Origin of the sequence: Mucilaginibacter sp. AK015, assembly GCF_014200785.1 — a bacterium.
GTDB lineage: Bacteria > Bacteroidota > Bacteroidia > Sphingobacteriales > Sphingobacteriaceae > Mucilaginibacter.
Genome location: NZ_JACHCV010000003.1, coordinates 410,605 through 424,080 on the forward strand (window position 1 = coordinate 410,605; position 13,476 = coordinate 424,080).

The following is a 13,476-nucleotide window of genomic DNA, read 5'->3' on the forward strand; positions in this document are numbered from 1 at the left end:
ACATCTGAAAGCCATGTTTAAAAAAATATTAATAGCTAACCGGGGTGAAATTGCCTTGCGAATCATTCGCACCTGTAAAGAGATGGGCATTAAAACGGTAGCTGTATACTCAACCGCCGATCGTGATAGTTTGCACGTGCGCTTTGCCGATGAAGCTGTATGTATTGGCCCCCCGGCAAGCCGCGACTCCTACTTAAATATCCCCAATATTATATCTGCGGCCGAACTTACCAATGCCGACGCAATACACCCGGGGTACGGGTTTTTATCAGAAAACGCTAAGTTTTCGGCTATTTGCGCCGAGTATGGCATTAAATTTATTGGTGCCACCTCTGATCAGATCAACCGGATGGGTGATAAAGCTTCGGCAAAAGAAACCATGAAGAAAGCGGGCGTGCCTATCGTTCCGGGCTCAGAAGGGTTATTAACTGATGTAAAGCAAGGCATTAACATTGCCAACAAAATAGGTTACCCGGTTATACTAAAGGCAACGGCCGGCGGTGGCGGCCGTGGTATGCGTATTGTTTGGAAAGACAGCGAATTTGAAAACGCATGGGACAGCGCCCGTGCCGAATCGGGCGCGGCCTTTGGTAACGATGGCCTATACCTCGAAAAATACGTAGAAGACCCTCGCCATATCGAGATACAGGTAGTGGGCGATCAGTACGGCAAGGTTTGCCATTTATCTGAGCGCGACTGCTCTATACAACGCCGCCATCAAAAACTGGTGGAAGAGGCCCCTTCGCCGTTTATGACAGAAAAACTGCGTAAAAAAATGGGCGATGCCGCTATTAAAGGGGCAAAGGCCGTTAAATACGAAGGTGCCGGTACGGTGGAGTTTTTGGTTGACAAGAACCGGAACTTCTACTTTATGGAGATGAACACCCGTATACAGGTCGAACATCCGGTTACCGAAGAGGTGATCAATTTCGACCTGATAAAAGAACAGATAAAGGTAGCTGCAGGTATACCAATATCAGGCAAAAATTACGAGCCAACCATGCATGCCATCGAGTGCCGTATAAACGCCGAAGACCCTGCTAACAACTTCCGCCCTTCGCCGGGTAAAATAACAAACTTTCACTCGCCGGGCGGCCATGGTGTACGCGTAGATACGCACGTTTACAGCGGCTACATAATCCCGCCGAATTACGATTCGATGATCGCTAAGGTTATTTGCATGGCGCAAACACGCGATGAGGCCTTATCGACCATGGAGCGTGCGTTAAGCGAGTTTGTGATAGAGGGTGTTAAAACCACTATTCCGTTCCATTTAAAGCTGCTGCAAGACCCTAACTTCCGTGCCGGCAATTTCACCACCAAATTCATGGAAACGTTCGAATATTAATATTAAAAAAATCTTTTGGGGGTTAATACAACGTAAATAGTATTTCGGCGTTAATAGTGCTGAATAAAAGGCAATGAGCGATAACAAACTTATAAAAGCAATAAAAGAAAAAGGCCAGAACATGGAGGCCGAGATGTCGTTCTTTGATCACCTGGAAGCCCTGCGCTGGCACCTGGTGCGTTCGGCCATCGCCATTGTAATTTTTACGTGTTTAGCTTTTTATTTCTACGATTTTATCTTCGATACCATTATCATGGGCCCAAGTAAGCCCAGCTTTTGGACCTATCGCATGTTGTGCCACCTGGGTGATTTGCTTCACCGCGATGGTTTTTGTATCAATAAGATCAACATAAGCCTGCTTAATACCGAGATGGCCGGGCAGTTCACGCTGATGATCAACTCGGCGCTTCTGATAGGTATAACACTTGGTTTCCCGTATTTACTTTGGGAGATCTGGCGTTTTATTCGCCCCGCCTTGCACGAAAAAGAGCGCAAGGCCGCATCGGGGTTTGTTATATACGCTTCCTTTTTATTTATCCTCGGTGTTTTGTTCGGCTATTATGTGATCACGCCCGAGTCGATAAATTTCCTTGCCGGGTTTACCGTTAGCTCCCAAATCGAGAATAAGTTTACTGTCGATTCTTACCTGTCGTCTGTTGCTACCCTTACCCTGGCAACGGGTATCGTATTTGAACTGCCAATTTTAGTGTATGTGCTGTCATCATTAGGCATCCTTACCGCTAAGTTTATGCGCGATACCCGCCGTTACGCGGTGGTGATCATCCTGATCATAGCGGCGGTGGTAACGCCTACACCCGATATGATGACCATGACCGTGGTCAGCATCCCGCTGTTCATCCTTTATGAGATAGGTATCCTGGTTGCCGGTGTTGTTGAAAAGCGTAAAAAAGCACGCGAAAACGCGCTGTAATTAGTGAGGTTAGCTTATTCTATTTCCAACAAAATCTTTACCTTCGGCAACGCAATATTATTATAAATTTGGGTTGATGAAAAAAGGGTTAAAAATAGCCATTGGCGCCGACCATGCCGGCTTTGATTATAAGCAGGCCATTTTAGGCATGTTTGGTGATGATATTATGTTTACCGACCACGGCACTTACTCTTCCGAATCGGCCGATTACCCAGATTTTGCCCACCTGGTTGCCAATGCCGTTGAAGCCGGCGAGGCCGACTATGGCATACTGCTTTGCGGCAGCGCCAACGGTGTGGCCATGACGGCCAATAAACACCAGGGCATACGTGCGGCGTTATGCTGGAAACCCGATGTAACTATCCCGGCACGCACACACAACAATGCAAATGTGCTTTGCATACCAGCCCGCCATGTATCAATTGAGGATGCCAAAAGCATTATAGAAATATTCCTGACAGAGGAATTTGAAGGCGGGCGCCATGCAAACCGCGTTAACAAGATTGGCTGCTAAAAGATAAACTGACCCATTATTAAAATTTAAATGAAAAAACTATCACTATGGATCACGGGGCTGGCATTTACGGCCACCGCCTGTGCCCAACAAAACCCAACCGCGCTTAAGTACAGCAAGGTGATCAATCCGACCGATGCCAGGAAGCACCTGAGCATTTTGGCATCTGACGAATTCGAGGGCCGCGAAACCGGTAAGCCGGGTGCGGAAAAAGCCGCCAATTACATTGCTGCCGAATTTAAAAGATTAGGCCTGCAAGCCCCGGTTAAAGGCTCGTATTTCTTAGAGGTACCGTTAACCCAAAGCACGCTAACCGTTAGCGCTTTAAACATAAACGGACAGGATTTTACTAACTGGAAAGATTTTGTTTTCCAGGGATCGAATGGTGATGTAAAGGTAAATGCTGCCGATATAGTATTTGTGGGCTATGGTACTGCCGATGAGATCGCAGATGTTGACCTTGCCGGCAAAGTGGTACTTTGGATAAACGAGGACAAACCCGAAGAAGGCAAAACCGCCAATACCAGCTACCGTATGAGCGCTGCGCGCCAGGCTATAGTTAAGGCTATGCAGGCTAAAAAACCGGCTTTAATATTAGGCGTTAACGAAGGCTTATCAAAGTTGCTTGCGCGTTTTAACGGCGTAAACCCAAGCGGTTCTGCCAGCATTTCGCTAAAAAAGGGCGAAGCAGCCGCAGGTGATGTGGTATCGCCTGTATTTATGGTAACCGGCCCAGTTGCCGATGCCGCTGTTAAAGCAACCGGCAAAACATTCGCCGACCTTAAGGCAGCAGCAGCCACCGCAAAACAAACGCAGGTTATTAAAACCACGGCCAGCGTATCTGCAACCTCAACAAAAACCGATGTTAAAGCGGTTGATGTTTTAGGCTTTATGCCAGGTTCAGACCCTAAGTTGAAGAACGAGGTACTGGTGTTTTCGGCCCACTACGATCATATTGGTTTGGTAACCAAGCCAGGCGCTACTGATAAAGTTAACAACGGTGCCGATGATGATGGTTCTGGTACAACCGGTATCCTTGAAATTGCCCGTGCTTTTTCGCAGGCAAAAAAAGATGGTAAGGGACCGCGCCGCAGCGTGCTTTTCCTGGGCAACGTTGGCGAGGAAAAAGGCCTGTTGGGTTCAGAATGGTATACCGATCATCCGGTGTTTCCATTGGCTAACACCATTGCCGACCTGAACATAGATATGATCGGCCGGGTTGGCGAAGAATACGTGGGCAAGCCCGATTCTGCAAACTACGTTTATTCTATCGGTTCGGCTATGCTAAGCACCGACTTGCATAAAATTGGCGAGGAAGCAAATAACACCTACACCAAAATGAAACTGGATTATAAATACGACGATCCAAACGATCCTAACCGTTTTTACTACCGTTCAGATCATTATAACTTTGCCCGTTACGGCGTGCCAATTATATTCTATTTCAACGGGGTGCATGCAGATTATCACGCCCCTGGCGATGAAGTAAGCAAAATAAACTTCCCGTTATTGGTTAAACGTGCGCAGCTTGCATTTTTTACCGGCTGGGAACTTGCTAACCGCGATGCCCGCCCGGTGGTTGATGTAAAACCGGCCACCCCATCGAAATAAAAGTATCTGAAATGATAATACAAAAGCGGCTTAACAGCCGCTTTTTTTGTTAATACAGGCCCCTCCAGATATAGTTTTGCATTTTTAAACCTGTATTTTTAACAATTGTTACATCTGTTAATTGGTTTGTTTATTTTCGCATAAATGGGAAGCACCGCTGAAGAATTTTTGGTAGCCTCGGAACAAAAGGCGTTTGAGATAGACCATCGTAGCATCATCAATAAAAATATTGATAAGTACGATATTGCATTTAACCGCGGGCGATCGCGTATGATCAACCTCGAAAACACCAAAAGAAAGGGGCATACCATTAAGTGGAAGGTGATGGAAAACCTTGACAAGTTTTTGCCCGAGTTTGAATCAAACTTCCAGAAACGTGGCGGCAAGGTTATCTGGGCGAATGATGCCGAAGAAGCTAACCGCGAGATCCTGAACATCCTTCAAAAAGCAGGCGCTAAAACCGTTATCAAATCAAAGTCAATGGCTACCGAGGAGATCCATTTAAATGGATTTTTGGAGCAGCATGGTATAGAATCGCTTGAAAGCGACCTTGGCGAATACATTGTACAGCTGCTTGGGCAGGAACCCTACCATATGGTTACCCCGGCCATGCACTTATCTATTGAGGATATTGCCAAATTATTTAACGAAAAATTTGGCAGCCCGCTGGATAGTACCGCCGAGCAGCTTACGCAAAAAGCCCGTGAGCTGCTGCGCGAAAAATACCTGCAGGCAGATGCAGGCATCAGCGGCGCAAATTTTCTGATAGCCGATACCGGCAGCATCTGCATTACCGAGAACGAAGGCAACGCGCGTTTAACAACCAGTTTCCCTAAAATACATATTGCTGTAGTGGGTATCGAAAAAATGATACCGTCAATGGCCGATCTGGACACCTTTTGGCCTATGCTGGCCACGCACGGCACCGGCCAAAACTTAACGGTTTACAACACCATACTCAGCGGCCCCCGCCAGGCCCATGAAACTGACGGCCCCGACGAAATGTATGTAGTGTTGCTTGATAACGGGCGCACCAACCTGCTGGCACAAAAAGAACAGCGCCAGGGTTTATATTGCATACGCTGCGGGTCGTGCCTTAACGTTTGCCCGGTTTTTCAGAATATTGGCGGCCATACCTATGATACTACTTACGGCGGACCCATAGGCTCGGTTATTGCGCCCCACATGCGTGGGATGGCAGAGTTTAAGCACCTTAGCTACGCATCCAGCCTTTGCGGCAAGTGCACCGAGGTTTGCCCGGTAAAAATAGATATCCACAAAATGCTGTTGCTGAACCGGCGCGACGCGGTTAATGAGGGCTTGGCGCCAACTGTTGAAAAGTGGGGCTGGGCCGGCTGGAAGAAAGGGATGCTAAAACGCAGCCTTACCGATTTTTTTAGTGGTAAAATGAAAAATCGAATGATGAAGCTGTTCTTCAAAAAATCGTGGGGACACTATAAAGAAATGCCGGAGGTTGCTCAAAAATCGTTTAGCCAGATGTGGAAAGAGGAAACCAGGCCTGATAAACATGCGTAAAATAATTTTAAATGTTGCAGTAAGCCTTGATGGGTTTATTGAAGGGCCTAACGGCGAGTACGATTGGTGCCTTGACGACCAGGACTATGGCATGGAAGCGTTTTATGCCAACACCGATACTATCTTTATCGGCCGTAAAAGCTTCGAGCTTATCCGAAGCGATACCGGTATGTTCCCGGTTAAGCACATGTATGTGTTTTCGGATACGCTGATACCCCAACCGGACGAGGAGATCACGGTTATTTCGAGTGAAAATTTTGAAAGCGCCGTTGCAGAAATTATGGAAGCCGATGGCGGTGATATCTGGTTATTTGGCGGTGCTGAACTGGTAACAGCTTTTATGAAGAAACGTTTGGTTACCGAACTGATGCTCTCTATCCACCCGCTCATCTTAGGCGCGGGGAAGCCGTTGTTTAAAGATATTAAAGAAAGAGTGGCGCTGACGCTTATAGATCAGAAAGCTTATAATACGGGGCTGCTGCAAGTCAGGTATGAATTAAAACCCTGGTTCGACCCGCAAAAGCTCCCGTTTCTTGGATAGCTAACCCTTAGCTGCGCCGTTGTAGTGTTTTCATCAACAACGTTAATGCTTATCGCCAAAGCCAAACTCCTTATAGGTATTAGGCTCGTCGTTATGATTGCTGAACGCGAAAGTGTAGCTGGCCACCCACGATTCGTAATCGGCGTCTTTACCCTTTGAGGCCTCAAACCGGGTAGCCCTTAGCAGGTATATCCCCTCGCGCGTAACGCTAAAATACACCTTTCCCGATGCATCGCTGGTAAATTTTTGCGGGTAAACGTTGCCCGATGCCGTTTTAATATACAGCATTACCTGCCCGGTAAATGGCTTGCCTTTAAAAAACACCTGCCCGGTAAGCCCGTCGCCATAATTAAGTTTGTACGGGTTATGCTTAAGGATGATCTCGAAATCATCGCCCAAAACTTTTTCGTAGGCGTTGCCGCGGGGCTCGTCAACCGTTATCAGGGTTTTTAAATAGCGGTTGTATTTTTCGGTAAAATTAAGCGCGTTGCTGTTTTTTAATTTATCGGCTATCTCGTCGTAGCCCTGCTCGGTAAGGTACGGTATAAAGTCCTCGCGTGGTATCTCGTTCAATTCGTTGGTGTTCATTTCAACCATTACCAGGCCGTCATCCTGCAGGTTGTAATTTAAAAGCGGCAAAGCGTCATTTTTAGTTATCTTGGAAAGATCGGTTTTTTTCGACCCTTCGTAGATCATAAATTTGGTGGTTTGCGAGGTAGTGTAAGGCACCTCGCGCTCTTTAATCAGGTTTTCGCCTGTTAACAGGTGCAGGTTGAATTTATCGCCCTTATGCAGGTAAAAGTTCTCGGGCATCAAAAAATGGTCGGGTATAAAAGCTACCAAACCAAAAAACGACAACATTATAAGTAATTTAACGTAAAAGTGCTTCATAGCGACAAGATGGATTGTTCAAACATACAAAGTTTTAAAAACTTCTTAGCTTTACCTGATGATTTTTGACCGGAAAAAGATAGATAACGACGGTTTGATAACGTTTTATAAGAAACTGTTATTGCCCCGCCTGGTCGAAGAGAAGATGTTAATTCTGCTCAGGCAGGGCCGTATTGGCAAATGGTTCTCGGGCATTGGGCAGGAAGCTATTGCTGTTGGCAGCACTTTAGCTCTTAACGCCGATGAGTATATATTGCCTATGCACCGTAACCTGGGCGTATTTACTACGCGCAATATCCCCATATCGCGTTTAATGGCGCAATGGCAGGGCAAGGCATCGGGCTTTACCAAAGGCCGCGACCGATCATTCCACTTCGGCACGCAGGAATATAAGATCATCGGCATGATATCGCACCTTGGCCCGCAGCTGGCCCTGGCCGATGGCATAGCACTTGCCGATAAATTAAAGAACAATAAAAAAGTTACGCTGGTTTATACCGGCGAAGGCGCTACAAGCGAAGGCGACTTTCATGAAGCGCTTAATATTGCCGCCGTTTGGGACCTGCCCGTTATATTCCTGGTTGAAAACAATGGCTACGGGTTATCGACTCCGGTTAATGAGCAATACCGGTGCACGTCAATAGTTGATAAGGCTGTTGGCTATGGCATGGAAGGCCGCCGCATTGATGGAAACAACGTACTGGAGGTTTATCATACCATAAACGAGCTGGCTAACGAGTTACGTGAAAACCCACGCCCGGTGCTGATAGAATGCATGACCTTCAGGATGCGGGGACACGAGGAAGCCTCGGGCACTAAATATGTTCCGCAGCATTTATTTGACGAGTGGAAGCAAAAGGACCCGCTGGATTGCTTTGAAAAGTTTTTACTTGATGAAGGGGTACTGCGGCAGGAATGGGTGCCCTATCTGAGAAACGAATTTACCACCCTTATTGATGCCGAGGTGGAAAAAGTTTTCAGCGAGCCGGATATTATCCCGCATTTACAAACCGAGGTGCAGAATATGTACCGCTTATATAACGTGCCGCGGCATATCCCCTCAGAGGCAAGCACCAACAAGCGCTATATTGATGCCATAAGCGACGGTTTAAGGCAAAGCATGCGCATGCATAACAACCTGGTTATTATGGGGCAGGATATTGCCGAATATGGCGGCGCCTTTAAAATAACCCAGGGCTTTGTTGACGAATTTGGCAAAGACAGGGTGCGAAACACCCCCATTTGCGAATCGGGCGTGGTGGGGGCGGCTATGGGCCTGGCCATAAATGATTATAAGGCCATTGTTGAAATGCAGTTTGCCGATTTTGTTACCTGCGGCTTTAACCAGATAGTGAACAACCTGGCTAAAACTTATTACCGTTGGGGCCAAACGGTTGATGTGGTTATACGCATGCCCGCAGGCGCAGGCAGCGGCGCAGGGCCATTCCATTCGCAAACTAACGAGGCCTGGTTTACAAAAACGCCGGGGTTAAAGGTAGTTTACCCTGCCTTTCCGGATGATGCCAAGGGGCTGCTCATGTCGGCCGTGGACGACCCTAACCCGGTAATATACTTCGAACATAAAAACCTGTACCGCAGCATGAGCGGCAACGTGCCTGATGACGATTACTATGTGGAGATAGGTAAGGCCCGGGTGGTGCGCGAGGGCACTAAGGCCAGCATTATTACCTTTGGGCTTGGCGTACACTGGGCCATAGCCTATGCCGATAACCACCCTGATCAGTCAATTGAGATACTTGACCTGCGCAGCCTGCAACCCTGGGATAAGGATGCAGTTGTACAAACCGTAAAAAAAACCTCGAAAGTACTTATACTGCACGAAGATACGCTCACCAGCGGCTTCGGTGGTGAAATAGCCGCCTACATAGGCGAGCATTGCTTTAAATACCTGGATGCGCCTGTAATGCGTTGTGCCAGCCTTGATACGGCTATACCTATGAACAAAGCCCTTGAAGACCAATTCCTGGCAAAGGCAAGGTTAGAGGAAACCATGGATGCCCTTTTAAAGTTTTAAAAGCCGTTTTGCCTCATAAAAAATAAAAACGAGGCACTTCTAAAAATGCCGCGTTTTATAAGCTGCAACCGTTAACGCTTAATCGAGCGTTATTTGTCTTTTTATGCTTTCCTCTAATGATATAAATGTCTCGGTACGTTGTATGCCTTTTACACTTTGGATATTTTCGTTCAAAACCTCGCGCAGGTGGTTGGTATCATGGCAAACAATTTTTGCGAAAATGCTCCAGCTGCCGGTAGTATAATGCAGCTCTACAATTTCGGGCACCATTTTTAATTGCTTCACAGCTTCGTTATACTGCGAACCTTTTTCAAGGAATATCCCCAGGAAAGCGGTTACATCATAACCAAGCTTTTGTGGGTTTACTTCAAGGCTGGCACCCTTTATTACACCCATCTCCTCCAATTTTTTCATCCGCACGTGTATGGTCCCGCCAGAAACTATCAATTCCTTTGCGATTTCGGTGTATGGAGTGGTCGCATTTTTCATCAATATCGATAATATCTGTATATCCAGATTATCAATTTCTAAATTTTGAGGTTTCCTGTGAGGCATAATTTTAAATATCTATATTCAAATACAAGTATAATTATAATAAAAGTAAAAATAAAAATATTTTGTTGAAATATTTGCAAGAAAGTGCCAACTCCTTTAGATTTGTATAAAGCGAATGACAATTGCGCTATCGTTCTTTAAAAAAACAAACTTGTTGGGTGGTGAAATTTTTGGCAGACACACCTCCTTGTCCCGGTGGCGGAGAATATGGGAAACCCGAAGCGGGCTAACCACTCTGTGAAGGTTCGAACCCTTCCCCAACAGCAAGTTCTTAAAGTAGAGAGTTAAAGGTGAAAAGTTTAAAGACTTTGAACTTTCGACTTTAAACTTAAGGCTTATATCCTGTAGGATGGTGAAATTTTTGGCAGACACACCTCCTTGTCGCGGTGGCGGAGATCATGGGAAACTCTTAGCAATAAGAATAACCACTCTTTGAAGGTTCGACCCCTTCTCCTACAGCCTCTTCTCATAATTTAGGTTTATAATTGGTTAGTAAAGGCCCCTGCCCATCAGGGGCTTTACTTATGTAAAAGGGTTACCTAAATCAATTAACAAAGTAATATCGAAAAAATGAATCTTGAATGTAGGATTCGGATCTGATATTTTCTATTCCATATCATTTGGTGTTTAATATTTGACAGACAAAAAAATCCCGGCTGTTCACCGGGATCTTCGCATTGTTTTTGAATTATTATATCGCTTAAAAGAATTTAAACCCTACGCTTAACGCCCATAAGTTTTGGCGCTGGCCGTAGTTTTCGTTTATTTTGGTGAGGCCGCCTTCGTAACGCAGGTCGGCGGTTATGTGGCCAATATCAATACCGCCACCTACCTGGTAGCCCAGGGTGCTTTTTTTGTAGTCGCCAAAATCGTTGTAGGCTCCGCTTACATTATCGCTAAAATTTTGGTTCTTATCCAATATGTAAGTGAATATTGGCCCGGCCATTATCCTCACGTTAAGATTATCGCCACCAAAGCCTTTGCCAATTAACAGCGGCACATTTAAGCTGGTGAAAGTTACTTTGCCATCAGAAGTTACAGTACTGCCATTGCTGTTAAAATCGAACTTACCGCCGCTGCTGCCTAAGTAAAGCTCGGGCTGCAGATACAGGCTGCTGCCAAAACGCGCAAATAAACCGGCCTGGTAACCTGCCACGGTAGATTCCTTTACGTTATCGGTACTGATTTTAGAGAAATTGATGCCTGCTTTGGCACCTAAAGAAAATTGCGCCTTAGCGCTTATTGCCGCTACACATAGTATAGCTACGCTTAACAAACATTTTTTCATGGGTATTAATTTAAAGTTTGATAATTAAAACGTTAGATGCGCTAAGTTGTTTAAACTTTAACACTTCGCGCCATATTAAACGCAGGTAGCAGCGTATTTTTTATATTTTTGCTTAAATATTTTTTTATGGCAGAGATAACTATCAGTAATAAAGATTGGGAACGTGTAAAAATAAAGGTGCAGCGCAAATATAACCACCTTACCGATGAGCAGTTACAGTACACCGAAGGCCAGGAAGAAAGCCTGATAACCCGCTTAATGCAACTAATTAACCGCGACAGGCGGTACGTGGTGTTCACGCTTACAAAGGCTTTGGTGAACATTGATAATAACCGCCTTTAAAATCAGTTTATTATTAAAAGCTAAGTGGCTTTTATATATTTATATTTCAATAGGTTAAGGGGGATGAATAAACGCATGATAAGCAAGTACAAAAAAAAAGCTATGTACGTGGGCGGGCTTGCTTTGGTTATAAGTATCTGGAGTTTTAACGACGATCTTTTCCAGATCTCAAAAAACCTGGATGTTTTTGCATCGGTATATAAAGAAGTGAACATTAATTATGTTGACGATATAAACTCTGCCAAACTAATTAAAACCGGCGTTGATGCCATGCTGCAAGGTCTGGACCCCTACACCGAGTTTGTCCCCGAATCGGAAATTGAAGAGTATAAACTGCATTATGTAAGCACCCAATATGGTGGCATAGGCGCCAGCATTTTCCTGCGCGATAAGAAGGTTTATGTATCTGATGTATTTGAAGGCTTCCCTGCGCAAAAAGCAGATATACGCCAGGGCGACCAGATGCTTAAAATAAATGACATTGACCTTGAAGGTAAAACCAACGACCAGGTAAGCCAGTTGCTTAAAGGGTCTAAAGGGGCCGTTATTAAACTTTTGATGAAACGCGAAGGCGAAGCGCCAGTAGCCAAAAGCCTTACCCGCGACGAGATAAAACAACCCAATGTTGTGTACTCGGGCATGGTAGCAGGCAACATGGGTTACATAAAGCTGAATAAGTTTCTTGAAAACTCGGCCGATGAAGTAACCAGCGCGCTTATTTCCATTAAAAAGAACAACCCAAGCGGCATTATTCTCGATCTGAGATCAAACGGTGGGGGTATTTTGCAGGAGGCTGTAAAGATTGTAAACCTGTTTGTACAAAAGGATGTGCAAGTGGTATCTCAAAAAGGCAAAATAAAGGAAAAGAACTTTACATACAGTACGGTAGCTACCCCGCTTGAACCCAACCTGCCGCTGGTGGTTTTGGTAAACGGCCGTTCGGCATCAGCGTCAGAAATAGTTGCCGGCGCTTTGCAGGACCTTGACAGGGCCATAATCATTGGTCAGCGCAGTTATGGCAAAGGGCTGGTGCAGCAAACCTTTAACCTGCCTTACAATAGCCTGGTAAAGGTAACGGTAGCCAAATACTACGTGCCATCAGGCCGTTGCGTGCAGGAACTGGATTATACCCACCGTAAGGATGATGGCAGTGTAATAAAGGTTGCCGATTCTTCTATCCACGAATTTAAAACCAAAAACGGCCGCTCGGTTTATGATGGCAGCGGCATTTATCCTGATATTTTTATAAAACAGGACAGGTTTGCCAATATTACCCAGGCACTGGTTAGCAAATTGCTGATATTTGATTACGCTACCAAATATCGTAATACCCATCCGGCGCCTGTAAATCCAAAAACACTAACCCTTACTGACCAGGATTACGCCGATTTTATCAAATACCTTGATGGTAAAAACTATACTTACAGCACCATATCTGAAAAAATGCTGAACAGCCTTAAAACCGAGGCCACTAAAGAGAAACAATTTAGCCAGATACAAGCCGAATATGATGCGCTGAAAGCCAAAATGGCTAGCAGTAAACAAAATGACCTGCAACTGCACAAGGACGAAATAAAGCAGGTGCTTGAAAACGAGATCGCGTCGCGGTATGCGTATGAACGGGGCCGGTACGAGGCCAATTTTAAATACGACAAGGAGTTGGCCGAAGCCGTAAAAACCATGCAGGATAAGCCACAGATGGCATCAATACTAAATGGAGTAGGCGACTACAAAGTTATCGGTAAGCCCCTGTTAGCTATGGCAGGCAAAAAAGCCGCCGACAAAGACGACGAGGACGACGACTAAGCGCGGCATATCATCACGCTCAATTGATGATTTCAAGGCATCTTTAGCTAACCTAAAGATGCCTTTTTTGCTGTTATT

Annotated in this window: 12 protein-coding genes and 1 tRNA gene; 10 read left to right on the forward strand and 3 right to left on the reverse strand. The window is 45.5% G+C overall.

What is annotated here, in order from left to right:
- Positions 1-13: 13 nt before the first annotated feature.
- From accC to HDC91_RS14100, 6 genes are all read left to right on the forward strand, one after another.
- Entirely contained in the window at positions 14-1,348 is a 1,335-nt protein-coding gene (gene accC, locus HDC91_RS14075) for an acetyl-CoA carboxylase biotin carboxylase subunit (protein WP_162430483.1), read from the forward strand.
- Between the two features lie 73 nt (positions 1,349-1,421).
- Positions 1,422-2,279: a twin-arginine translocase subunit TatC gene (gene tatC / locus HDC91_RS14080; RefSeq protein WP_162430482.1), complete on the forward strand. Its 858-nt coding sequence runs from the start codon at positions 1,422-1,424 to the stop codon at positions 2,277-2,279.
- Between the two features lie 76 nt (positions 2,280-2,355).
- Positions 2,356-2,793: a ribose 5-phosphate isomerase B gene (rpiB, locus tag HDC91_RS14085; RefSeq protein WP_183553230.1), complete on the forward strand. Its 438-nt coding sequence runs from the start codon at positions 2,356-2,358 to the stop codon at positions 2,791-2,793.
- Between the two features lie 30 nt (positions 2,794-2,823).
- Positions 2,824-4,404 (forward strand): M28 family peptidase, encoded by a 1,581-nt coding sequence (locus tag HDC91_RS14090; protein WP_183553232.1) that lies wholly within the window; start codon positions 2,824-2,826, stop codon positions 4,402-4,404.
- A gap of 144 nt (positions 4,405-4,548) precedes the next feature.
- Positions 4,549-5,940 carry a LutB/LldF family L-lactate oxidation iron-sulfur protein gene (locus tag HDC91_RS14095; RefSeq protein WP_183553234.1) on the forward strand — a complete coding sequence of 464 codons (1,392 nt, stop codon included), beginning with the start codon at positions 4,549-4,551 and terminating at the stop codon, positions 5,938-5,940.
- A complete protein-coding gene (locus HDC91_RS14100) occupies positions 5,933-6,481 on the forward strand; it encodes a dihydrofolate reductase family protein (protein WP_183553236.1) in 549 nt (182 codons plus the stop codon). The genes HDC91_RS14095 and HDC91_RS14100 overlap by 8 nt, the downstream gene beginning before the upstream one ends.
- Before the next feature lie 42 nt (positions 6,482-6,523).
- On the opposite strand, the gene HDC91_RS14105 is transcribed toward HDC91_RS14100, so the two are convergent.
- Entirely contained in the window at positions 6,524-7,372 is an 849-nt protein-coding gene (locus tag HDC91_RS14105) for a DUF4198 domain-containing protein (protein ID WP_183553238.1), read from the reverse strand.
- Positions 7,373-7,430: 58 nt separating this feature from the next.
- Here HDC91_RS14105 and HDC91_RS14110 point away from each other — a divergent pair, with 58 nt between their 5' ends.
- On the forward strand, positions 7,431-9,407 hold the full coding sequence (locus tag HDC91_RS14110) for a thiamine pyrophosphate-dependent enzyme (protein WP_183553240.1): 1,977 nt from the start codon (positions 7,431-7,433) through the stop codon (positions 9,405-9,407).
- Positions 9,408-9,485: 78 nt separating this feature from the next.
- On the opposite strand, the gene HDC91_RS14115 is transcribed toward HDC91_RS14110, so the two are convergent.
- Positions 9,486-9,962, reverse strand: a complete 477-nt coding sequence (locus HDC91_RS14115; protein WP_067063623.1) for an Lrp/AsnC ligand binding domain-containing protein — start codon at positions 9,960-9,962, stop codon at positions 9,486-9,488.
- Positions 9,963-10,114: 152 nt separating this feature from the next.
- Between HDC91_RS14115 and HDC91_RS14120 the strand changes: the two genes are divergently transcribed.
- A tRNA-Asp gene (locus HDC91_RS14120) sits at positions 10,115-10,226 on the forward strand.
- Between the two features lie 436 nt (positions 10,227-10,662).
- Here the strand turns inward: HDC91_RS14120 and HDC91_RS14125 are convergent.
- Positions 10,663-11,250: a porin family protein gene (locus HDC91_RS14125; protein ID WP_183553242.1), complete on the reverse strand. Its 588-nt coding sequence runs from the start codon at positions 11,248-11,250 to the stop codon at positions 10,663-10,665.
- A 126-nt stretch (positions 11,251-11,376) separates the two neighbouring features.
- Here HDC91_RS14125 and HDC91_RS14130 point away from each other — a divergent pair, with 126 nt between their 5' ends.
- On the forward strand, positions 11,377-11,592 hold the full coding sequence (locus HDC91_RS14130; RefSeq protein ID WP_162430474.1) for a hypothetical protein: 216 nt from the start codon (positions 11,377-11,379) through the stop codon (positions 11,590-11,592).
- A 63-nt stretch (positions 11,593-11,655) separates the two neighbouring features.
- Positions 11,656-13,398 carry a S41 family peptidase gene (locus tag HDC91_RS14135; RefSeq protein WP_183553244.1) on the forward strand — a complete coding sequence of 581 codons (1,743 nt, stop codon included), beginning with the start codon at positions 11,656-11,658 and terminating at the stop codon, positions 13,396-13,398.
- Positions 13,399-13,476 lie beyond the last annotated feature (78 nt).

What these genes read in the sequence shown, in the direction of transcription:
- accC (WP_162430483.1), top strand. Translation starts at nt 14, where the DNA reads ATGTTTAAAAAAATATTAATAGCTAACCGGGGTGAAATTGCCTTGCGA.
- HDC91_RS14130 (WP_162430474.1), top strand. Translation starts at nt 11,377, where the DNA reads ATGGCAGAGATAACTATCAGTAATAAAGATTGGGAACGTGTAAAAATA.
- HDC91_RS14115 (WP_067063623.1), bottom strand. Translation starts at nt 9,962, where the DNA reads ATGCCTCACAGGAAACCTCAAAATTTAGAAATTGATAATCTGGATATA.
- HDC91_RS14095 (WP_183553234.1), top strand. Translation starts at nt 4,549, where the DNA reads ATGGGAAGCACCGCTGAAGAATTTTTGGTAGCCTCGGAACAAAAGGCG.
- HDC91_RS14090 (WP_183553232.1), top strand. Translation starts at nt 2,824, where the DNA reads ATGAAAAAACTATCACTATGGATCACGGGGCTGGCATTTACGGCCACC.
- HDC91_RS14100 (WP_183553236.1), top strand. Translation starts at nt 5,933, where the DNA reads ATGCGTAAAATAATTTTAAATGTTGCAGTAAGCCTTGATGGGTTTATT.
- rpiB (WP_183553230.1), top strand. Translation starts at nt 2,356, where the DNA reads ATGAAAAAAGGGTTAAAAATAGCCATTGGCGCCGACCATGCCGGCTTT.
- HDC91_RS14110 (WP_183553240.1), top strand. Translation starts at nt 7,431, where the DNA reads ATGATTTTTGACCGGAAAAAGATAGATAACGACGGTTTGATAACGTTT.
- tatC (WP_162430482.1), top strand. Translation starts at nt 1,422, where the DNA reads ATGAGCGATAACAAACTTATAAAAGCAATAAAAGAAAAAGGCCAGAAC.
- HDC91_RS14125 (WP_183553242.1), bottom strand. Translation starts at nt 11,250, where the DNA reads ATGAAAAAATGTTTGTTAAGCGTAGCTATACTATGTGTAGCGGCAATA.
- HDC91_RS14135 (WP_183553244.1), top strand. Translation starts at nt 11,656, where the DNA reads ATGAATAAACGCATGATAAGCAAGTACAAAAAAAAAGCTATGTACGTG.
- HDC91_RS14105 (WP_183553238.1), bottom strand. Translation starts at nt 7,372, where the DNA reads ATGAAGCACTTTTACGTTAAATTACTTATAATGTTGTCGTTTTTTGGT.